Annotated in this window: 19 protein-coding genes; 4 read left to right on the top strand and 15 right to left on the bottom strand. The window is 66.5% G+C overall.

Annotation, left to right across the window (positions count from 1 at the left end):
• Positions 1–90: 90 nt before the first annotated feature.
• Positions 91–858: a GntR family transcriptional regulator gene (locus AC6EUH_RS08555; protein WP_056429497.1), complete on the bottom strand. Its 768-nt coding sequence runs from the start codon at positions 856–858 to the stop codon at positions 91–93.
• Positions 859–1,045: 187 nt separating this feature from the next.
• Here AC6EUH_RS08555 and AC6EUH_RS08550 point away from each other — a divergent pair, with 187 nt between their 5' ends.
• On the top strand, positions 1,046–1,339 hold the full coding sequence (locus tag AC6EUH_RS08550) for an HPr family phosphocarrier protein (protein ID WP_499738356.1): 294 nt from the start codon (positions 1,046–1,048) through the stop codon (positions 1,337–1,339).
• 107 nt (positions 1,340–1,446) lie between these two features.
• Here AC6EUH_RS08550 and AC6EUH_RS08545 read toward each other — a convergent pair whose 3' ends face one another.
• The 5 genes from AC6EUH_RS08545 to AC6EUH_RS08525 form a co-directional block, all read right to left on the bottom strand.
• Positions 1,447–1,848 (bottom strand): cytochrome c oxidase subunit 4, encoded by a 402-nt coding sequence (locus AC6EUH_RS08545; RefSeq protein WP_056429499.1) that lies wholly within the window; start codon positions 1,846–1,848, stop codon positions 1,447–1,449.
• Entirely contained in the window at positions 1,848–3,569 is a 1,722-nt protein-coding gene (gene ctaD / locus AC6EUH_RS08540; RefSeq protein ID WP_056429500.1) for an aa3-type cytochrome oxidase subunit I, read from the bottom strand. The genes AC6EUH_RS08545 and ctaD overlap by 1 nt, the downstream gene beginning before the upstream one ends.
• A 10-nt stretch (positions 3,570–3,579) precedes the next feature.
• Positions 3,580–4,452, bottom strand: coding sequence for an aa3-type cytochrome oxidase subunit II (gene ctaC, locus AC6EUH_RS08535; protein ID WP_056429502.1), 873 nt, complete (start codon positions 4,450–4,452; stop codon positions 3,580–3,582).
• Between the two features lie 200 nt (positions 4,453–4,652).
• Entirely contained in the window at positions 4,653–5,042 is a 390-nt protein-coding gene (locus tag AC6EUH_RS08530; protein ID WP_056429503.1) for a HesB/IscA family protein, read from the bottom strand.
• A gap of 171 nt (positions 5,043–5,213) precedes the next feature.
• Positions 5,214–6,644, bottom strand: coding sequence for a dipeptidase (locus AC6EUH_RS08525; RefSeq protein WP_499738355.1), 1,431 nt, complete (start codon positions 6,642–6,644; stop codon positions 5,214–5,216).
• A gap of 113 nt (positions 6,645–6,757) precedes the next feature.
• Here AC6EUH_RS08525 and AC6EUH_RS08520 point away from each other — a divergent pair, with 113 nt between their 5' ends.
• A complete protein-coding gene (locus AC6EUH_RS08520; RefSeq protein WP_144670404.1) occupies positions 6,758–7,357 on the top strand; it encodes a DUF3043 domain-containing protein in 600 nt (199 codons plus the stop codon).
• A gap of 195 nt (positions 7,358–7,552) precedes the next feature.
• On the opposite strand, the gene AC6EUH_RS08515 is transcribed toward AC6EUH_RS08520, so the two are convergent.
• Positions 7,553–8,626: a quinone-dependent dihydroorotate dehydrogenase gene (locus AC6EUH_RS08515; protein WP_056429507.1), complete on the bottom strand. Its 1,074-nt coding sequence runs from the start codon at positions 8,624–8,626 to the stop codon at positions 7,553–7,555.
• Positions 8,627–8,693: 67 nt separating this feature from the next.
• On the opposite strand from AC6EUH_RS08515, the gene AC6EUH_RS08510 reads away from it, so the two are divergent.
• Complete coding sequence (locus AC6EUH_RS08510; protein ID WP_056429509.1) at positions 8,694–9,716, top strand: alpha/beta hydrolase; 1,023 nt, start codon at positions 8,694–8,696, stop codon at positions 9,714–9,716.
• A gap of 48 nt (positions 9,717–9,764) precedes the next feature.
• Here AC6EUH_RS08510 and AC6EUH_RS08505 read toward each other — a convergent pair whose 3' ends face one another.
• The 3 genes from AC6EUH_RS08505 to leuA all read right to left on the bottom strand — a co-directional run bounded on the left by AC6EUH_RS08505 (position 9,765) and on the right by leuA (position 13,225).
• Complete coding sequence (locus AC6EUH_RS08505; protein WP_056429511.1) at positions 9,765–10,592, bottom strand: isoprenyl transferase; 828 nt, start codon at positions 10,590–10,592, stop codon at positions 9,765–9,767.
• 32 nt (positions 10,593–10,624) lie between these two features.
• Positions 10,625–11,380, bottom strand: coding sequence for a DNA repair protein RecO (gene recO, locus AC6EUH_RS08500; protein ID WP_056429513.1), 756 nt, complete (start codon positions 11,378–11,380; stop codon positions 10,625–10,627).
• Between the two features lie 105 nt (positions 11,381–11,485).
• Complete coding sequence (leuA, locus tag AC6EUH_RS08495; RefSeq protein WP_499738354.1) at positions 11,486–13,225, bottom strand: 2-isopropylmalate synthase; 1,740 nt, start codon at positions 13,223–13,225, stop codon at positions 11,486–11,488.
• 252 nt (positions 13,226–13,477) lie between these two features.
• Here leuA and AC6EUH_RS08490 point away from each other — a divergent pair, with 252 nt between their 5' ends.
• On the top strand, positions 13,478–15,430 hold the full coding sequence (locus tag AC6EUH_RS08490) for a M13 family metallopeptidase (protein WP_499738353.1): 1,953 nt from the start codon (positions 13,478–13,480) through the stop codon (positions 15,428–15,430).
• A gap of 134 nt (positions 15,431–15,564) precedes the next feature.
• Here the strand turns inward: AC6EUH_RS08490 and AC6EUH_RS08485 are convergent, their stop codons facing one another.
• From AC6EUH_RS08485 to AC6EUH_RS08465, 5 genes are all read right to left on the bottom strand, one after another.
• The gene (locus AC6EUH_RS08485) at positions 15,565–17,154 is read right to left on the bottom strand and encodes an LCP family protein (protein ID WP_499738352.1); all 1,590 of its coding nucleotides are present in this window, start codon (positions 17,152–17,154) and stop codon (positions 15,565–15,567) included.
• A 116-nt stretch (positions 17,155–17,270) separates the two neighbouring features.
• A complete protein-coding gene (era, locus tag AC6EUH_RS08480; protein WP_056429521.1) occupies positions 17,271–18,230 on the bottom strand; it encodes a GTPase Era in 960 nt (319 codons plus the stop codon).
• Positions 18,214–19,545 carry a hemolysin family protein gene (locus AC6EUH_RS08475; RefSeq protein WP_499738351.1) on the bottom strand — a complete coding sequence of 444 codons (1,332 nt, stop codon included), beginning with the start codon at positions 19,543–19,545 and terminating at the stop codon, positions 18,214–18,216. The genes era and AC6EUH_RS08475 overlap by 17 nt, the downstream gene beginning before the upstream one ends.
• The gene (ybeY, locus tag AC6EUH_RS08470) at positions 19,542–20,015 is read right to left on the bottom strand and encodes an rRNA maturation RNase YbeY (RefSeq protein WP_499738350.1); all 474 of its coding nucleotides are present in this window, start codon (positions 20,013–20,015) and stop codon (positions 19,542–19,544) included. Before ybeY ends, AC6EUH_RS08475 begins: the two co-directional genes overlap by 4 nt.
• Entirely contained in the window at positions 20,012–21,100 is a 1,089-nt protein-coding gene (locus AC6EUH_RS08465; protein WP_056429527.1) for a PhoH family protein, read from the bottom strand. Before AC6EUH_RS08465 ends, ybeY begins: the two co-directional genes overlap by 4 nt.
• Between the last annotated feature and the right edge of the window lie 324 nt (positions 21,101–21,424).

Here is a 21,424-nt window from a genome sequence, read left to right as displayed (position 1 = left end):
GTCGCCGAGTGGCCCCTGCAAAGCACGTGCCTAGCAGCGGGCTCCGAATGTGGTGCATCCGTGGGTTGATCGGCTGGCCCAGCGTTCGGGCTACGAGCGGTACCCCGAAGCGTAGTTCCGCGTGGGGCGGACACCTGGCCGCTGCAGGGGCACCCAGAGTTTGTACCGGTCCGCCCGGTAGTAGGACACCGAGTAGTCCACCATGGCCCGCGCCACGAAGGCGTGGCGCTGGATCTTCAGGAGAGGCGACCCGACTTCAACATTGAGCAGTCGGGCGGTCGACGGGGAAGCAGCCGTTGCCTCGATCATGTCCTCGCCCCACTCCATCACCAGGCCGAAGCGTTCGCTCAGGACGTTGTACAGCGAGGTTGGCGGTTCGCCGTCGAGCAGTCCGGGTACCCGGTGGGCGGGGATAAAGTTCTCGTCGACGCTCATGGGTTCGTTGTCCGCGAGCAGGAGGCGGCGGAACCGCACCAGGGGCGTCCCCTCCTCCAACTGCAGTTCCCGGGCCAGGAATGCGCTGGCACCGATCTGCTCGAAACTGAGGACTTTCGCGGCGGGAACCATGCCGCGGCGCTGCATTTCCTCGCTGTACGAGGTCAGCTTGACCTGGAGATCCAGTTTGGGCTTCCGCACGAAGGTGCCGAGTCCCACCACACGCTCGATGACCTCCTCCCCCACCAGGGCGTCAATGGCCTGACGTACAGTCATCCGGGCCAGCCCGAACCGTTCGGCGAGGTCCCGCTCCGAGGGCAGCGCGGAACCCGGCGGGCAGGCGCTCACAATGTGGGCCCTGATGATTTCCCTCAACTGGATGTAAATGGGCGTCCCGTTTTGCCGGTCTATTTCGCCGGCCATGCGCGCTGCGTCAGAGGCCGCCACTGTGCGGCCTTCCGGAAATCTTCATGCTTCAAGGTTAAGCCACGCGGCGCACAGGTCTAGACCACCCGCGTCGCCGTTCGCCCGGAAGCAGGCCCGCAGCTAGGCTGGAATGCGCCGGTATCCCCCCGGCACCAATGACACCGTAAGAGATAAGGGAGTCCCGTTGCCCGTTCGGAACGCAATCGTCAAGGCGTCCATCGGACTGCATGCACGGCCCGCAGCGCTGTTTGTCCGCGCTGTCCATGAGACCGGCCTGCCCGTCACGATCAGCAAGGACGGCCGGCCCGGCGTGGATGCCCGCTCCCTGCTGGAAGTCATGACCGAGGACTTCCACTGCGGCTGCACCGTGGAGCTAGCCGTCTCCCCCAACGCCGTCCCGGCCCGCTACAGCCCGGACGACGTCGAGAAAGCCCTCGATGGGCTCTGTGCCCTGCTGGAGTCTGCCCGGAGCCGCTGAGCGGCTCACAGGCCCCTTCAAGGGGCACAGACAAACAACGACGGCGGGCCCCACCGGAAAGGTGGGGCCCGCCGTCGTAGTTGACTCGGTTTGTGTCCTAAGGGACGTTAGTGCGCGTGGTCCCCGCGGCTGTACTCGTAGACCCAGCCGACAAGGGCGACCAGCGCGAGGCCGGCGGCGATGTAGACAATCCAGAAGCCAATGGCCAGTCCGAGGAATCCAGTGGCGCTGGCCAGGCCCAGGACGAGCGGCCACCAGCTCCAGGGGCTGAAGTGGCCCTGCTCGCCGGCGCCCTCGTGGATCTCGGCGTCACTGCGGTCCTCGGGACGCATCCCGACGCGCTTGCCGGTGAAGGCGAGGTAGGCGCCGATCATGCCGGCGAGGCCGCCGACCAGCAGCACGCCGAGGATGCCGACCCACTCGGACCAGTTGGTCAGGAAGCCGTAGATGAGAGCGACCGGCACGAAGAAGAAAACTCCGAGTCCAAAAATCCTTGATTCGATCTTCACTAGGGGTTGTCCTTCTGGTCGGCGTTACCGAGGGCTTCTGCGGCCGGGGCAGGAGAATCCACGGTGTATGTCTGGGAGAGTTCGGGGTGGTGCAGGTCCAAGGCAGGACGCTCCGAACGGATCCGCGGCAGCGAGGTGAAGTTGTGACGCGGCGGCGGGCAGGAAGTGGCCCATTCGAGCGAGGCGCCGAAGCCCCACGGGTCATCCACCTCAACCTTCTCGTTGCTGCGCCAGGTGACGTAGACGTTCCAGAAGAACGGGATCAGCGAGGCGCCCAGCAGGAACGAGGCGTAGGTGGAGAACTGGTTCATCCAGGTGAAGTTGTCCTGGGGCATGTAATCCGCGTACCGGCGGGGCATGCCCTCGACGCCCAGCCAGTGCTGGATGAGGAACGTGCCGTGGAAGCCGAGGAAGAGCATCCAGAAGTGGATCTTGCCGAGGCGTTCGTTGAGCATCTTGCCGGTCCACTTCGGCCACCAGAAGTAGAAGCCGGCGAACATCGCGAACACCACGGTGCCGAAGACGACGTAGTGGAAGTGCGCCACCACGAAGTAGGAGTCCGAGACGTGGAAGTCCAGCGGCGGGGAAGCCAGGATGATGCCGGTCAGGCCGCCGAAGAGGAACGTCGCCAGGAAGCCGATGCTCCACAGCATGGGGGTTTCAAACGTGATGGAACCCCGCCACATGGTGCCGATCCAGTTGAAGAACTTCACACCGGTCGGGACGGCGATCAGCATCGTCATGAAGGAGAAGAACGGCAGCAGTACCGAGCCGGTGACGTACATGTGGTGCGCCCACACGGTCACGGACAGGGCGGCGATGGAGATGGTTGCGTAGACGAGGCCCTTGTAACCGAAGATCGGCTTGCGGCTGAAGACCGGGAAGATCTCCGAGACGATGCCGAAGAACGGCAGGGCGATGATGTAGACCTCGGGGTGTCCGAAGAACCAGAAGAGGTGCTGCCAGAGGACGGCGCCGCCGTTCTCAGGGTCGAAGATGTGGGCGCCGAAGCGCCGGTCCGCGCCGAGGGCGAAGAGGGCCGCGGCCAGCGGCGGGAACGCCATCAGGACCAGGATTGCCGTCACCAGGATGTTCCAGGTGAAGATCGGCATGCGCCACATGGTCATGCCCGGGGCACGCATGCAGATGATCGTGGTGATGAAGTTGACCGCACCAAGGATGGTGCCGAAGCCGGAGAGCGCCAGGCCGAAGACCCAGAGGTCACCGCCCACGCCCGGGCTGAAGGTCGTGTTGGACAGCGGCGCGTAGGCGAACCAGCCGAACGATGCCGCACCCTGCGGGGTGACGAAGCCGGACACGGCGATGGTGGAGCCGAAGAGGAAGAACCAGAACGCCAGTGCGTTCAGTCGCGGGAAGGCGACGTCGGGTGCACCGATCTGGAGCGGCATGATGACGTTGGCGAACCCGGCAAAGAGCGGCGTCGCGAACATCAGCAGCATGACTGTGCCGTGCATGGTGAAGAGCTGGTTGTACTGCTCTTTGGTCTGCAGGATCTGCATGCCGGGCTCAAACAGCTCGGCGCGGATCAGCAGCGCCATGACGCCGCCGAAGCAGAAGAACACGAAGGACGCGATCAGGTACATGTACCCGATGGTCTTGTGGTCGGTGGAGGTGATCCAGTTGACGACAATGCGTCCCTTGGACTTCGGTACTACGGGAGCCTCGAGGGTCCCGGTGGGCTGTGAATAGGTAGTTGCCACGTCGCTCCCCTTACTTGGATTCGGTCGGGGCCGGGTTGCGGTCGTACTCTTCGCCGAGGAGACCGGTGTTGCCGTCCTGGCGCAGCTTTTCCAGGTGCGCCTGGAATTCGGCGTCGGAAACGACCTTTACGCGGAACAGCATTTCGGAGTGGTATTCGCCACAGAGTTCGGCGCACTTGCCGTCGTAGGTTCCCTCCTTGGTGGGGGTGAACCTGATGTAGTTGGTCTTTCCGGGGATCATGTCGCGCTTCTGCAGGAAGGCGGGGACCCAGAAGGAGTGGATGACGTCGCGGGCGTTCAGCTCGACGTCCACCGATTTGTTGACCGGGAGGTACAGGGTGGGGAGCTTCTCCTTGTCCACTGCCTCACCGGTTAGGTGCGCCTGGACGCCGGCTTCGTGGACATCCTCGCGGATCACGTCGCCCTTTTTGTAGTTGAAGTCCCAGGCCCACTGCTTGCCGCGGACGTCAACGACGACGTCGGCAGGCTCGGCGCGGTTGTCGATCGCCTGCTGGTCGCGGTCGGTGAAATAGAAGAACACCAGGACCATGAACAGAGGGATCGTCAGGTAGAAGACCTCGAGGGGCAGGTTGAAGCTGTTCTGCCGGGGGAATCCGACGGTGCCTTTGCGGCGCCGGTAGGCGACCATGCACCAGATCAACAGGCCCCAGGTAATGACACCGACAATCAGCGCGGCAATCCATGAGTTGACCCAGAGGTCCATGATGCGGTCAGTGTGGTTGGTGGTGCCACGTTCCGTGGGCAGCCACCCTTTCTGTACCTCTGGTGAACATCCAGTCAAAGCCAACGCGCCGGCGAGTGCCAAGCCAGTGATCGTAGTGATCTGTTTGCGTCGGCTGCCGGTTCGGTTCTGCGAACTCACAGACGGCCCTTCCTACTTGTTGCTGTCGCCCCGGCCCGCAAAATGGCGGTCAGGGCACACGAAAAGTTTTACTACTCGGTGTAGAGCTTACCGCTCCCCGCGAGTTTTCGCCCACATGTCCGCGCCGTGCGTCGGGACCTTTTTGCCGGGTCCGCTCGTTATGGATCCGGCGGCACTAAGGCCGGGCAGTTTGCCCGGCCTTAGTGGAAGGAATCACCGCACGCGCAGGAGCCGCCGGCGTTGGGATTGTCGATCGTAAAGCCCTGCTTGGAGATGGTGTCCTCGAAGTCGATGCTGGCACCGCTGAGGTAGGGGACGCTCATTTTGTCGACGACAACTTCAACACCGTCGTAGTCCCGCACGGCGTCTCCGTCGAGGAGCCTTTCGTCGAAGTAGAGCTGGTAAATCAGGCCGGAGCAACCGCCGGGCTGCACAGCCACGCGGAGGCGCAGGTCGGTGCGGCCTTCCTGCTCCAGCAGGCTGCGGACCTTGCCTGCCGCGACGTCGGTCAGCTGGACTTCGTGCGTGGCCAGTTCCTCGCCCGCCGTGGCGGTGGTGTCGGCGCTGTTTTCATTGGTTGTAGTGCTCATGGCCTACCTTCTAACGACGGTGGTTGCGGCACCGCCAAGGCGGCACCCGCCCCTACTTATTCGGTACGGGCTATAGCTACATGCTACGTCGATCAGCCGTGTAGCTCTAACTTCTGACGTAACCGTCCCTGCGGGCTGGATGTTCCCCGGGAACGCGGCCGGCCCGCCCGGTCAGGCCAGTCCGTCCTCATTCAGCCGGGCGAGCATCAGAGCTTCAGCGACGATGGCGTTCCGGAAATCCCCGAGGTGGAGGGATTCGTTCGCGCTGTGCGCCCGGGAATCGGGATCCTCGACGCCGGTGACCAGGATCTGAACATCCGGATAGAGCTCGGTCAGGTCCGCGATGAACGGGATGGAGCCGCCAATACCGGTTTCCACCGCTGGGACGCCCCATGCCTCGCCGAGCGCCCACATCGCGACGCCGGCAGCCCGGGAGGACGTGTCCGTGAGGAAGGCGTTGCCGCTCTCCCCCGGAGTGAAGACCACGTGGGCGCCGAACGGAGCGTTGGCTTCCACATGTCGGCGGACCGCCTCCATGGCCTCGGCCGGATCCTGCCCGGGGGCGAGCCGCATGCTGAACTTGGCCCGCGCCCGGGGCAGGAGGGTGTTGGAGGCGACGTCGACGGCGGGGGCATCGAAGCCGATGATCGACAGCGCCGGCTTGGTCCACATCCGCGAGGCGATCGTGCCGGTGCCCGCGAGCCGGACGCCGTCGAGCACGGAGGCATCCGCGCGGTATTCCTCCTCCGAGAGGTCCACGGTGGCGTCGTCCCGGCTGACCAGCCCGGCGATCGCGACGTTGCCCTCGTCGTCGTGCAGGGTGGCGATGAGACGGGACAGGAGGGTGGGCGCGTCCAGCACGGGGCCGCCGAACATTCCGGAGTGGACGGCGTGGTCCAGGACCTTAACCTCGATGGTGCCGTCGACCAGTCCGCGGAGGCTGGTGGTGAGCGCGGGGATGCCGACTTTCCAGTTGCTGGAGTCGGCAACGACGATCACATCGGCGCGCAGCAGCTCCCGGTGGGTTTCCAGGAAGGTGCGGAAGGTCGGGGAGCCGGCTTCCTCCTCACCCTCGAAGAAGAACGTCACGCCCAAGCCAAGATCGTCGCCGAGGACGCGGGTCACTGCCGCGTAGGCGGCGATGTGGGCCAGGATCCCGGCCTTGTCGTCGGCGGCACCGCGGCCGTAAAGCCGCCCGTCGCGTTCGACGGCGGTGAACGGCTCCGTCTCCCACAGCGTCAGGTCGCCGGTGGGCTGCACATCGTGGTGCGCGTAGAGCAGGATCGTCGGCTTGCCGTCGGCGGCGGGACGGCGGGCGACTACGGCGGGGCCGCCGGGAGTCCCGTCCTCCTTGTCGCAGCGCAGGATCCGGACGTCGTCGAACCCGCTGGCGCGCACCAGCCCGGCGACGGCGTCGGCGCTGGCATTGAGCGGGGCGGGGTCGAAGCTGGGCCAGGCGATGCCCGGGATGGCGACGAGCTCCTTCAACTGGGCGATGGTGGTGTCGAAGGATTCGGTGACGGCCTGACGGAGCGCCTCGGTGTCGACGTTTCCGGCCAGGGCGGTTGCGGTTTGCGGGTTCCCCGCGGGTGATGAGGTCATGGCCAGAACACTACCCGTGCCGTGGATCACCCTAAACCCTCAACACTGCCGCGGCGCGTCATACCCTGTGTGGGCTGGGTCTCGCGCCGGTGTCCGCGGGGTATTCTGTAGGGGTGTTTGGACGTAAAAAAGAAGCGCCATCGGCGCAGGACATAGTTGACCAGCAGGCGGCCGGGGCAGCAGCCCGGGACACCGCCCTCGGCAAGGGCGCGCCCACGCCCAAGCGCAGCGCGCAGGTGGCGGCCCGCAAGCGGCCGCTCGTGCCGGAGGACCGCAAGGCCTCCAAGGCCGCAGAGCGTGCAGCGGTCCAGGAGCAGCGGTTGAAGATGCGGGCCGCCCTGGACACCGGAGACGAGAAGTTCCTGCCGCTCCGGGACAAGGGTCCGCAGAAGCGCTTCGCCCGTGACTATGTGGACGCCCGCTTCAGCCTCGGCGAATACCTGATGTTCGGCGCCCTGATCTTCGTGGTGGTCTCCCTGCTCGTCCCGGCCTCCAGCGAGCAGATGATCTACGTCCTGGGCGGGTTCTGGGTGATGTTCCTGGCCGTCTTCGTCGACGTCTTCATCCTCTCCCGCAAACTCCGGAAGCGCCTGACGGAGAAGTTCGGCGACGTGGAGCGCGGCACCGTCTGGTACGGTTCCATGCGCTCGCTGCAGTTCCGCCGCCTGCGCCTTCCCAAGCCCCTCGTCAAGCGCGGCGAATACCCCGCCTGATCCCCGATCAACAAAGAGCCCCCGGCAGTAGGGCGAGTTCTAGCGGTCGTTGCAACACCCAGACTTTTGGGAGTTGCAACGACCCCTAGAAACCGCCGTAGGACTGCCGGGGGCTTCGTCGTCCCGATGTGATTGCGGCACCTGTCCGCGGGCACGCGGGGCGCCGCCGGGTTCAGCGCTCTCCCGGCGCCTGCTTCAGCGCCGGGATGGGTGCTTCGCGAGTTGCCGGTTAATGTGGGCAGCCCAGAAGGGACCTTCGTAGAGGAACGCCGTGTACCCCTGCACGAGGGTGGCGCCGGCGTCGAGCCGTTGCTGGACGTCCTGCGCGGTTTCGACGCCGCCCACCGAGACCAGGGTCAGCTTGCCGCCCGTTGCCGCCTTCAACCGGGCGAGCACTTCCAGCGACCGCTGCTTCAGCGGGGCACCGGAGAGTCCGCCGGCGCCGCAGTCCGCCACCTTGTCCGGGGCGGACGACAGGCCGGTGCGGGCGACGGTGGTGTTGGTGGCGATGATTCCGTCCAGGTTCAGGTCCAGTGCCAGGCGCGCGACGTCGTCGATGTCCTCATCGCTGAGGTCCGGGGCGATCTTGACCAGCAGCGGAATGTGGCGTCCGGAGGCCTTGTCCGCCGCCTCCCCCACGGCCGTCAGCAGCGGGCGGAGCGAATCAACGTCCTGGAGCAGCCGCAGGCCGGGGGTGTTCGGGGAACTGACGTTGACCACCAGGTAGTCCGCGGCGGGCGCCAGGCTGCGGGCGCTGATGAGGTAGTCCGCAACCGCGTCGTCCAGCTCCACCACCTTGCTCTTGCCGATGTTGACGCCGATCACCGGGCGGACACCGGGGTGGCGGCGCTGCAGGGCGGCGCGGGCGGACTTCAGGCGGGGCGCCACGGCGGCGGCCCCGTCATTGTTGAACCCCATCCGGTTGATCACCGCCCGGTCCTGGACCAGGCGGAAGAGCCGCGGGGCCGGGTTGCCGGGCTGGGCCTGTCCGGTGATCGTGCCGACCTCCACATGGCCGAAGCCCAGCTCGGTGAGCGCCTCGATTCCGTGGCCCTCCTTATCGAATCCGGCCGCCAGACCGAACGGTGACGGGAACGTGAGGCCGAACGCCCGGGTCTGGAGCGACGCCGCTGGGGCGGTGAACCGTTGCAGCACCCGCCCGGCCCCGCAGGAGTGGACGAGCCGGATAGCCCTGAACCCGATCTTATGGGCGCGTTCGGCGTCCATCCATGAGAAGGCCAGCCGGAAGAAGGTCGGATATACGCGCATGGCTCTAGTTTTCCCGTTCCGGCGGCCCAGACCAAACCCGCCCGCTGCCGGGCGCTAGCATGAAGCAATGGAATGGGTACCCGATATCCTGGGCGACGACTTCGAAGCCTGCACCTTCCCGGCAACCGGGCCCGACGGCGTCGAACGCACCGCCACGCTGGTCCGCAGGGTTCCCGGTGCCGAGGGGGGCACCGCCGCCGTTGTCCGCGCGGAAGCTGGCCCTGCCGGGCGCCGGCCCCGCGCCGTGCTGTTCCTGCACGGCTGGAGCGACTACTTCTTCAACGAGGAGCTCGCCGACTTCTGGACCCGCCAGGGCTTCGCGTTCTTCGCCCTCGACATGCACAACCACGGGCGGAGCCTGCACGCCGGCACGCACGGCGGCTATGTGGCTGACCTGGACGACTACGACGCCGAGATCACCGCGGCGATCGGCATCATCGCCGCGCTGCACCCCGAGGCCGAAGCACCGCCGAGGGTCGCGCTGATGGGACATTCGACCGGCGGGCTGATTGCCGCGCTGTGGGCCAGCCGGCATCCCGGCGTTATCTCGCAGCTGATCCTCGACAGCCCGTGGCTGGAGATGCACGGCAGTCCGGCCGTGCGCCGTGCGGCGCGGACCATGGTGGAACCACTGGCGCGGTTCTGGCCGGAAGCCGTCATCCGGCTCCCCGAACGAGGGTTCTACTGGCGCAGCATCAGCAGCGCCGCGGAGGGCGAGTGGACCCTGGATGACAACTACCGCCCGCCCCGCGCGTTTCCCGTCCGGGCAGGCTGGCTGAGTGCGGTCCTCACCGGGCAGTCGCGGGTGGCGCGCGGATTGGACATCGATGTTCCCATCCTGGTTCTGATTTCCGGGGCCAGTGCCAACGGGATGTTCTGGAAGGAATCCATGCGGCGCACCGATGCCGTCCTGGACGTCAACACAATCGCCCTGCGTGCCCTCAGCCTGGGCCGGACCGTCACCCTGGAGCGGATCGACGGCGCTCTGCACGACGTGTTTTTGTCCGCCCCGCGCGTCCGCGCCGACGCCTACGCCCGGCTGGCCCGCTGGCTCCGCGCCTACGTCCTGGACGACGGCGGCACCGCCTGATCCGCGGGGCGCGCTCCCCCGGCGGCCTACAGGGTCAGCACCCTGGTGTCAGGCCGGGCCTGCGGGGGCCGCGTCCACTGCCCCGCCGTAGCGGCGGTCCCGCTGCGCGTACACCTCAACCGCGTCCCACAGCGTGCGCCGGTCCACGTCGGGCCACAGTGTGTCCATAAAGACGAATTCGGCGTAGGCGGACTGCCACAGCATGAAATTGGAGAGCCGCTGCTCGCCGGAACTGCGCAGGAACAAGTCGACGTCGGGCAGGTCCGGCTCGTCCAGGTACTTCTGGATGGTCTTCTCCGTGATGGCGCCCGGTTTCAGCCGGCCGGCGGCAACTTCCTCCGCGATCGCGGAGACGGCATCGGCGATCTCGGCGCGCCCTCCGTAGTTAACACACATGTTCAACGTGCAGGTGCTGTTGCCGCGGGTGAAGTCCTCGGCCTCCTCCAGTTCCCGGATCACGGAGCCCCAGAGCCGGGGCCGCCGGCCGGACCAGCGGATCCGCACACCCCACTCATCCAGCTGGTTGCGCTGCCGACGCAGCACGTCCTTGTTAAATCCCATCAGGAAGCGGACCTCCTCGGGCGAACGGCGCCAGTTTTCCGTGGAGAAGGCGTAGACACTCACATGCTCGATGCCGAGTTCAATCGCACCGGCCATCACGTCCAGCAGGGCGGGCTCCCCCGCTTTGTGGCCCTCGATCCGGGGCAGGCCGCGCTGGTTTGCCCAGCGGCCGTTGCCGTCCATGACGATCGCGACGTGCCGCGGAATGAACTCCGCCGGGATGGCCGGAGGGACGGCTCCGGAGGGGTGCGGGTACGGGCTCACCACGGGGGTGCTCCGCTGCCGGACCGGATTCTTCTTTTTACCCAATGCCACAGTTTTTCCCTAGTTCTTTCCCGGTGCCACAGTTAGGTTCGCTCCACATGTTTGAGGGACTTGAGCACTCGTTCGAGGTGCCACTGCAGATAGCTGGCCACCAGGCCGGCCGCCTCGCGCCGGTGCGCAGGAACTGACGCGTCCGCCGTCGCCCAGTCCCCCGTCAGCAGCGCGCCAAGCAGCAGGACCGTTTCCGCGGCGGGTGCGGGCGATCCGGGCGGGCGGCAGTCCGCGCACACCATGCCGCCGAGCGGCGCCGAAAACGCAGTGTGGGGCCCGCCGGCCCCGCAGCGGGCACAGTCGGTGAAACTCGGTGCCCAGCCGCCGGTGGCGAGGGCACGCAGCAAGTAGGAGTCGAGGATGAGTTCGGGGGTGTGGTCGCCCCGGCTCAGCGAGGCGAGGGCGCCGACGAGGAGGTTGTATTGGGCGGTGCCCGCTTCGCCGTCGACGTCGGTCAGCTTCTCCGCCGTTTCGGTCATCGCCGCAGCGACCGTGTAGCTGCCGTAATCCGCGGCGATATTGCTGCCGTAGGCGCCCTTCGCGTCGGCCTGCGTGACAATGTCCAGGGTGCGGCCGGATATCAGCTGGAGGTCCACGACCATAAAAGGTTCGAGCCGGGCGCCGAAGCGGCTGCTGGTGCGGCGCACGCCCTTGGCCACCGCGCGGACCTGGCCGTGGTGCTTGGTCAGGATGGTGATGATGCGGTCCGCTTCGCCCAGTTTGTGGGTACGCAGCACCACACCGTCGTCACGGTAGGCGCGGGAGGCAAAGGAGGAGGGTTGGGCCACGGTTAATCTTCGCACCGCCTTGAAGGAAACACTGCATTCTGGGGACCCGCCGCTTTTCAGGCGCGCCGCGCCGCCGGACGGACCGGCGGCGCGGCGGCCGGCAGCCTAGGCCCGGGCGTCCCGGATGGCCCGGTTGACGGCTGAAATGACGGCCTTGAGCGAGGACGTGCTGGTGTTGGCGTCAATCCCGACGCCCCACAGGACACGTTCCCCCACCGCGCACTCGACATAGGCCGCGGCGAGGGCGCTGCCGCCTTCGGACAGGGCGTGCTCGCTGTAGTCCAGTACGCGGACGTCGACGCCGTCCTCGCGCAGGATGCTCAGCAGGGCGGCGATCGGGCCGTTGCCGGTGCCGGTGCGCTGGACCTGGCTGCCGTCGATCTTGAGCGTGGCGTGCAGCGTCATGGACCCGTCCTCGTCCGTTTCGGTGCCGAACGGGCCCAGGGCGTAGCGTCCCCACTGCTCGTCGGCCGAACCGGAGGGCAGGTATTCATCCTGGAAGACCTGCCAGAGCTGGGCTCCGCTGACTTCGCCGCCCACGGTGTCGGTCTGCTTCTGGATGACGCCGGAGAACTCGATCTGGGCCCGGCGCGGCAGGTCCAGGTTGTGCTCGTTCTTCAGCAGGTACGCGACGCCGCCCTTGCCCGACTGGGAGTTGACCCGGATGACCGCCTCGTAGCTGCGGCCGAGGTCCTTCGGGTCGACCGGCAGGTACGGGACCTGCCAGGGGTAGTCGGCGACGTCCTTGCCGGCGGCTGCCGCGTCTTTCTCCAGGGCCTCCAGGCCCTTCTTGATGGCGTCTTGGTGCGAGCCGGAGAAAGCGGTGAAGACAAGGTCCCCGCCGTAGGGTGCGCGCTCGGCCACCGGCAGCTGGTTGCAGTACTCCACGGTGCGGCGGACCTCGTCGATGTCGGAGAAGTCGATCATCGGGTCGATGCCCTGGACGAACATGTTCAGGCCCAGGGTCACCAGGTCCACGTTGCCGGTCCGTTCGCCGTTGCCGAAGAGGCAGCCCTCGATCCGGTCCGCGCCGGCGAGGTAGCCCAGTTCGGCGGCGGCGACGCCGGTGCCGCGGTCATTGTGCGGGTGGAGGGACAGGATGATGCCCTCCCGCGGGTGCAGGTTCCGGCTCATCCACTCGATGGAGTCGGCATAGACGTTGGGGGTGGCCATTTCCACGGTGGCCGGCAGGTTGATGATGACCTGGCTGTCGGCGGAGGCCTCGAACACGTCGGCGATGGCGTTGCAGACCCGGACGGCGTACTCCAGCTCGGTCCCGGTGAAGGATTCCGGGGAGTACTCGTAGGTGATGTGGGTGTCCTGCAGGGTCTCCTCGTACTTCTTGCACAGCCGCGCGCCCTGCAGGGCGATGTCCAGGATTCCGTCCTCGTCCTGGTTGAAGACGACCCTGCGCTGCAGGACCGACGTCGAGTTGTACAGGTGGACGATTGCCTGCTTGGCGCCGACGAGGGACTCGTAGGTCCGCTCGATCAGGTGCTCGCGGGCCTGGGTCAGGACCTGGATGGTGACGTCGTCCGGGATGTGGTTGCCCTCGATCAGCTGCCGGACGAAGTCGAAGTCCGTCTGCGAGGCCGAGGGGAACCCCACTTCGATTTCCTTGTAGCCCATCCGGACCAGCAGCTGGAACATCTTCAGCTTGCGGGCGGGGCTCATGGGGTCGATCAGGGCCTGGTTGCCGTCACGGAGGTCCACGGCGCACCAGCGCGGGGCCTTGGTGATGACTTTGTCCGGCCAGGTGCGGTCCGGCAGCTCCACCGTGATGATGTCCTGGAACGGAACGTAGCGGTGGACGGGCATTCCTGAGGGCTTCTGTGCGTTTCGCATTACAATCGGGGCCTTTTCTGTGGTTCTTGGTGAAAGGGTGGCCGGGCAACACAAACTCCGCAGCGAGGGTGGGCCTTGCGCTAGATCGCGTCTGAGGCCTCGCCGCGGCAGCTAAGGAGAAGCAGTTCTGCGCGCACGTTTTCACAGTAACACGGGTGCGTAAGATGAAGGAGCCATACCTCCGTAACGTCCACCATGCAGACCGGTCTCCCCTGCCAAGGCGGTGCCGGACTGCCTCTCAAAGGAGCATCTGTGCCACTTTCGGGGATCGCCCTGTCCAACATCGACTCCAGTGTCCGGCCGCAGGATGACCTGTACCAGCATGTCAACGGCACCTGGCTCAAGAGCACCGAGATTCCGGACGACCGCCCCCTGGAGGGGACGTTCACGGCGCTGCGGGACGGCTCGGAACTCGCCGTGAAAGAGATCATTGAAGACGCGGCGGCCCGCGGAGCGGAGTCCACCGGGATCGAGCGGAAGATTGGGGACCTGTACAACAGCTTCCTGGACGAGGCCGGTGTGGAGGCCAAGGGGCTGGACCCGATCCGGTCCCGGCTCGCCGAGGTCTTCGCCACGGAATCGGCCGCCGATCTGGTGGCCCTGGCCGGGCGGCTGTTCCGCGCTGATGTGGGCGGCCTCTTTTACATCTACCCTGCGCCCGACGCCGGAAACCCGGACCGGATCCTTCTGTACACCGGCCAGGGAGGCTTGGGCCTGCCGGATGAGTCGTACTACCGCGACGAGAAGTTCGCGCCGACGGTCCAGGCCTACCAGGACCATGTGAAGACCGTCTTCGGGCTCGCCGGGGTCACCGGTCCGGAGGACGCAGCCGGACGGGTAGTGGCGCTGGAGACCGCGCTGGCCGGCCACCACTGGGACAAAGTCACGCTGCGCGACCCCCAGAAGACCTACAACCTGCGGACCGCGGACGAGGCCACGGAGCTCTTCCCGCTCCTGACCACCTGGTTCGACGCCGCCGGAATCGCGCCGGAGAAGCGTGCGGAACTGATCGTGAGCACCCCGGACTTCTTCGCCGGGGCGGCGTCGCTGCTGGAGTCGGAGCCGCTGTCCGTCTGGCAGGAATGGCTGGCCATGCGCGTCATCAGCGCCGCCGCACCGTACCTGTCCGCCGCGTTCGTGGAGGCCAACTTCGCCTTCTACGGCACCACGCTCAGCGGCACACCGCGCAACAAGGACCGCTGGAAGCGCGGGGTCGCCGTCGTCGAGGCCGCGCTCGGCGAGGCGGTCGGCCAGATCTTTGTTGCCCGGCACTTCCCGGAAACCCACAAGGCACGCATGGAGTCGCTGGTGGCGAACCTGATCGAGGCCTACCGCGAATCCATCACCGGTCTTGCCTGGATGGGCGAGGAAACCAAGCACGAGGCGCTCAAGAAGCTTGATTCGTTCCGGGCCAAGATCGGCTACCCCGACAAGTGGATCGACTACTCAGCGGTGGAGATCGACCCGTCCGATCTCCTGGGCAATGTGGAGCGCGCGCACAGCGCCGACGTCGACCGGCACCTTGATGAAGTGGGCAAACCCGTGGACCGGGACAAGTGGCTGATGACCCCGCAGACGGTGAATGCGTACTACCACCCGCTGCTCAACGAGATCGTGTTCCCGGCCGCCATCCTGCAGCCGCCGTTCTTCACCGCCGACGCCGACGACGCCGTCAACTACGGCGGCATCGGCGCGGTCATCGGCCACGAGATCGGCCACGGGTTCGACGACCAGGGCTCGCAGTACGACGGCAGCGGCCTGCTGCGCAACTGGTGGACGGAGGATGACCGCACCGCCTTCGAGGCGCTGACCTCCAAGCTGGTGGCCCAGTTCGAGGCGCTCTCCCCCACCGCAGCGCCGGGGCACAACGTCAACGGCAAACTGACCCTGGGCGAGAATATCGGCGACCTCGGCGGCCTGACGATCGCGTACAAGGCCTACCTGATCAGCCTCGACGGTCAGGAGCCGGCCGTCCTGGACGGCCTGACCGGGGTGCAGCGGTTCTTCGCATCATGGGCCGCCGGCTGGCGGCAGGTCATGCGGACCGAGGAGGCCATCCGCCGGCTGGCCACCGATCCGCACTCGCCCAACGAGTTCCGCACCAACCAGATCGCCAAGAACCTTGATGCCTTCCATGAGTCCTTCGGGACGGCGGAGCAGGACGGCATGTGGATGCCCGTGACCGAGCGCGTCAGCATCTGGTAGGGAGCCTGCCAGGCAACTGGCCAGGCAATATGCAGTGCAACAAATAATCCAACAAAACGGGCCGTCCCCGGGGAATACCCCGGGGCCGGCCCGTTGCTGCTTGCTGTTTTTGGAGCTATGTCCGGAACGACCTGTCAGCGGGTGATGAGCGTCGGGTTGGCCTGCTGGCATACAACATCGCCGGCGGTCTGGTTGACGATGTCATCGGGCAGTTCCACCGGGGCTTCGGCGCCCGGGGTGCCGCCCTTGGTGCCGCCCGCCGGGTCGCTGCCCACGTAGACCTGGACGCCGACGACGCCGGCCGGCAGCACCTGCTTCGCCGGGATCCCCAGCTCGGAGGCGATGTCGGCGGCCACCTCGGCGAAGCCTTCACCGTAGTAGACCGCGGTGGCCGCTACGGGCGCGGCGGCGAACTGGCTGATCTGGGTGAATCCGATGCCGGTGAGGACCTTCACGATCTCCTGGGCCCGCGCCGGCGTGCCGGAGCCGTTCGCCACCGTGACAGGCTGCAGCGACTTGTCGTACGCGGGGGCCGTCTCGCTGGGCGTCGGCGCGGCGCTGGCACTCGCCGCCGGGCTCGCGGACGCAGAGGGGCTGGGTGGCGCCGTCGGGTCCGTGAGGTCAATGTCCTTGCGCATCGCGGCGAAGAGCTGGGAGGCCGCGGGCTCGGCCACCTGCAGGCGGTTCGGGTCGCTGACCGCCGGCACCGTCGGTACCGCGACGAACGCGACCTTGCCGACGTCGATGTTCTTCAGCCGGTTCCCGACCGTCAGCAGGGTGGGGATGGATGCCAGGCCCTCGTCAATCGTGAGGTTCTTGGTGACGACGTCGGCGATCTCCAGCATCTTGACGGGGTTGGACAGCGTGCCGTCACTCTTCATCTTCCGGGTCAGGGAGGACAGGAACCCCTGCTGCGCCTTGATCCTGCCGAGGTCCCCGCCGTCGGCAAACGCATGCCGCGCGCGCAGGAACGCCAGCGCCTGCTCGCCCTGGACCTTGGAGGTGCCCTTGGGGAGCCGCAGCCTGGAGTCAGGGTCGTAGACGGCGTCGCTGATGCAGACCTCCACACCGCCCACAGTTTTCGAGAGTTCCTTGACGGCGTTGAAGTCGGCCATCATGAAGTGGTCGATTTCGAGGCCTGTGAGTTTGTTGACCGTGTCGACGGCACAGCCGATGCCCGCCTCGGTCATGGCCGCGTTGATCATCACGTCCTGCTGCGCCGGGAATTGCTTCTTGGTTTTCTGGTCGGTGCATTTGGGGGTGTCCACAAGCAGGTCGCGGGGGAAGCTGACCACGCTGACGCGCTTGTTGTCGGCGGAGATGTCCATCAACATCATCACGTCCGAATGCCCGTAGCCCGTGGCGTCGTCGGAGGTGCCGTACTGCGAGTTCTTGCCGTCGCGGGAGTCCGAGCCGAGAATCAGGATCTGCATCCGGTCGTTCGAATCGTTCACCGCGGCCTCGGTCTTGTCGCTCCCGGCGCCCAGCGCAGCCTTGCTGATGTTGCCCTGCAACCGGAACGCCCAGTAGGCGCCAAAGGCCAGAACGCCGACCAGAAGAATGGAGATAATGCCCGTCCCGATTTTCAGCCAGCCGGGCATGCCGCGGGTCGAACCCAGGTGCCGTGCCGGTCCGACGGCGGGATCATCCGTGTGCCGGGCGGCAGAACCTGACCGAACCGGGTTTCCGGTTCCGTCTGCACGGTCATCACGGGGTCGAGACACGGTTGAGCCTTCCTTCACGAACGGGGTTCGCCTATTTTAGAGTCCGATTCTGGGAAATCCCCGGTGGCGGGCTCCATGGGAGCGGCGTGGACGCCGCAGATGACGGGTACGGGCGCTTAGAAGCCGAGCTTCACGAGCTGCTTCGGGTCGCGCTGCCAGTCCTTGGCGACTTTCACGTGGAGGTCGAGGTAGATCCGGGCGCCCAGCAGCGCCTCGATCCCTTTACGCGCGTTGGTGCCGACCTCGCGGAGCCGGGCGCCGCCCTTGCCGATGATGATGGCCTTCTGCGAAGGGCGCTCCACGTACAGGTTGACCCGGACATCCAGGAACGGCCGGTCTTCCGGGCGGCCTTCACGCGGAACGATTTCATCGACGACGACGGCCAGGGAGTGCGGCAGTTCGTCGCGGACGCCCTCGAGGGCGGCCTCGCGGATGAGTTCAGCGATCATCACGGCTTCCGGTTCGTCCGTCAGGTGTCCGTCCGGATACAGCGGCGGCGACGGCGGCATGTGGCCGATCAGGACATCGGTGAGGGTGCCCACCTGGAAGCCGTCGGTCGCGGAAACCGGGACGATGTCCTTCCAGCCGTCCTCGCCGAGGACTTCGCGGCCAAGGGCCGCCACGGCGAGCAGCTGCTCGGTGAGGGCCTGCCGGTCCACCGTGTCGGTCTTCGTCACGATCGCGACGACGGGTTTGTTGCCGAGGGCGGCGAGCTGGGCGGCGATGAACTTGTCGCCGGGGCCGATCTTCTCGTTGGCCGGGAGGCAGAACCCGATCGCGTCGACCTCCGCGAGGGTGTCGGCGACGAGCTCGTTGAGCCGCTTCCCCAGCAGGGTGCGCGGGCGGTGCAGGCCCGGGGTGTCCACCAGGATCAGCTGGGCGTCGTCCCGGTGCACAATGCCGCGGATGGTGTGGCGCGTGGTCTGCGGCTTGGCCGAGGTGATGGCGACCTTCTGCCCCACCAGGGCGTTGGTGAGGGTCGACTTGCCCGCGTTGGGACGCCCCACCAGCACGGCGAAACCGGCGCGGTAGCCGCCATGGGCCGCGGCGCCGTCGGACTTATTCTGCTTGCTCACGTGAGACTCCCTGTTGGATTGGTGCGGCCTCGTCGAGAAGGTCTTCAAGGTCAGTTTCTTCTTTTGGTACGGCGGCCGCAATGATGTGGCTGACGCGGTTCCGCCGGCCCTCAAGGCGGTCGGCCCGGAGGGAGACCCCGTGGACCACAACGGTGCTGCCGACGATCGGCACCCGCCCGAGGGCCTTGGCGAGCAGGCCGCCCACGGTGTCCACCTCGTCGTCGTCGAGCTCCAGGTCGAAGAGTTCGCCGAGGTCATCGATGCTCATCCGCGCGCTCACACGGTAGCTTCCGTCGCCGAGCTCCACCGCTTCCGCGCTTTCGGTGTCGTACTCGTCCACGATCTCGCCGACGATTTCCTCGATGAGGTCCTCGAGGGTGACCAGTCCGGCGGTGCCGCCGTACTCGTCGATGACGATCGCGACGTGCGTCGATTCCTTCTGCAGTTCGCGCAGCAGCTCACTCACAGGTTTGGAGTCCGGTACGTAGCGGACCTCGCGGGCCAGTTCGTCAACGACCGGGGGCTCCTCGCCGGGGCCGAGGTTATGGATGACCGCGGCCACGTCCTTGAGGTAGACGATGCCGAGGATCTGGTCCGTGTTCTCGCCGATGACCGGGATCCGGGAATAGCCTGAACGCAGGAAGAGCGACATGGCCCGGTGCAGGCTGGAGCCGGAGTCGATGCTGAGGATGTCGGTGCGCGGCACCATCACGGAACGGACCAGGGTGTCGCCGAAGTCGAAGACGGACTGGATCAGCTCGGCCTCGTTGTCCTCGATCACGTCGGACTCCGTGGCGCGGTCCACGAGTTCGCGGAATTCCTCTTCGCTGAAGAAGGCCTCATTGTCCGCGGGCGCCCCGGGGGCCACGGCGCTGCCCAGCGTGACAAGCCAGCCGGGGATCGGGCCCAGCACCCAGCACAGCCAGCGGATCAGGGGTGCGCTGAAGCGGACCAGGCCGGCCGAGTGGACCCGGCCGAGCTGCCGGGGGGACACGCCCACGATCACGAACCCCAGCAGCGCCATGACACCGGTGGCGATCAGACCGGAGAGCCAGATGTTGTCGAACACGCTGGTCAGCAGCACCGTGACGGCGACGGCGGAGGCCATGTCGAACCAGATCCGCCAGAAGCGCAGGGCACGCATGTGCGCCACGGGTTGGGCCATGATGCGCTTCAGCGCGGTACCGCGGCTGTTCAGGATCGCCGCTTCGGCGTCGTGCCGGGAAAGGTAGTTGAAAGCAGACTCAGCCGCGGTCAGGAACGCGGCAAAACTCAGGAAAACCAGCGCCATGCCAGCGAGGATCAGTGGCGTCACTGAATCGTCTCTGACGGGGCGTCCTTGCCGGTGAAGGCAGAGAGCAGTTCACGCTGGAGGCCAAACATTTCTTCTTTTTCCTCGGGCTCTGCGTGGTCGAAGCCGAGCAGGTGCAGGATGCCGTGGGTCGTGAGGAGCAGCATTTCGTCCTGGGTGGAGTGGCCGGCGTTCATCGCCTGGACCTCCGCCACCTGCGGGCAGATGGCGATGTCACCGAGCATGCCCTGGGGGGCGGGCTTGTCCGGGGTGCCCGGCGTCAGCTCATCCATGGGCACCGAAAGCACATCGGTGGAGCCCGGCTCGTCCATCAGTTCGATGTGCAGCTTCTCCATGGCCGGCTCATCCACGAGGAGGATGGACAGCTCGGCCTGCGGGTGGATGAAGAGGCGTTCGAAAATGAACCGGGACAAGTGCACCAGCTCGGCCTCGTCGACCGTGACGCCAGACTCGTTGTTGACCTCGATGCTCATGCGTGTTCCCCCCGCTTCTCCCGGGCCACGGAATGCTTGACCCGGTTCCTCTGAATCTCGTCCCAGACGCCGTAGGCGTTGACGATGTCACCCACCAGGCGGTGCCGGACGACGTCGGAAGCGTCCAGGACGGTGAAGTTGACGTCCTCGATGCCTTCCAGGATCTCTTCCACGATCCGGAGGCCGGACCGGGTTCCGAAGGGCAGGTCCACCTGCGTGACGTCACCGGTGACCACCATCTTGGAGCCGAAGCCAAGCCGGGTCAGGAACATCTTCATCTGTTCCGGCGTGGTGTTCTGTGCCTCGTCCAGGATGATGAAGGCGTCATTGAGCGTGCGTCCGCGCATGTAGGCCAGCGGGGCGACTTCGATGGTGCCGGCAGCGATCAGCCGTGGGATGGACTCGGGGTCCATCATTTCGTGCAGGGCGTCGTACAGCGGCCGCAGGTACGGGTCGATTTTGTCGCTGAGCGTGCCCGGCAGGAACCCCAGCCGCTCCCCCGCTTCGACGGCGGGACGGGTCAGGATGATGCGCGTGACTTCCTTTTGCTGCAGGGCCTGGACGGCCTTGGCCATCGCCAAGTACGTTTTGCCGGTACCGGCCGGGCCGATGCCGAAGATCACCGTGTTGGCGTCGATCGCGTCGACGTAATTTTTCTGGTTCAGTGTCTTCGGCCGGATCGTCTTGCCGCGGCTCGAGAGGATGTTGTGCGTGAGCACCTCGACCGGGTTCTGCAGGGACTGGGTCCGGAGCATCGATACGAGCTGCTGCAGGACGGCGGGCGTGATGACCGTGCCCCGGGCGACCAGCCCGCGGACCTCGTTGAACAGTCGCATGATGCGCGGCACGTCGGCGGCCGGCCCGCTGATGGCGAGCTCGTTGCCCCGGACGTGGAAGTCGACGGCCGGGAACTGGATCTCGATGAAGCGGAGGGCTTCGTCATGACTGCCGAGGGACTGGACCATCTGATCGGAGCTGTCGAACAGGACTACCTCCGTCCGCAGCCCTGGTAGGGAGTGGGGAAATTCACCTGCGGCGCGCTCTCCGGCGCTGATCCGGGCCTTGCCGTTCGCTGCTTCAGTCATGGTGCTGGCCCGCGGGCCTCTGGTCCCCTCCAGTAGGAAATGGTCTGTCGCCTGATCCGGCCCGGCGGTGCTCGCCGCCTGGTTCCGGGTGTCAGCGGATTCTCTTATCTTACGCCAGTGACCGGCTGCGGACGCCTCCGGGCTGACGGCCCGTCGGGCGTAGACCTGGCCGGGATATCTGTGCCGTTCCCGGATTTAGGTATCAACTTCGTATCGGCCTCATATCGTTCCCGTTGCAGTTCCGGCCCGACGCCGCGATCCCCGGTTTCGCGGCATCGCCGTATGCCATGCTGGAAATCGGCCACCGCCACGGCATTTTTGGCG

This window comes from Arthrobacter sp. 001422645 (genome assembly GCF_059816125.1).
The sequence above is the reverse complement of the archived record's forward strand: the minus strand, read 5'-3'. Positions and strand labels throughout refer to the sequence as shown.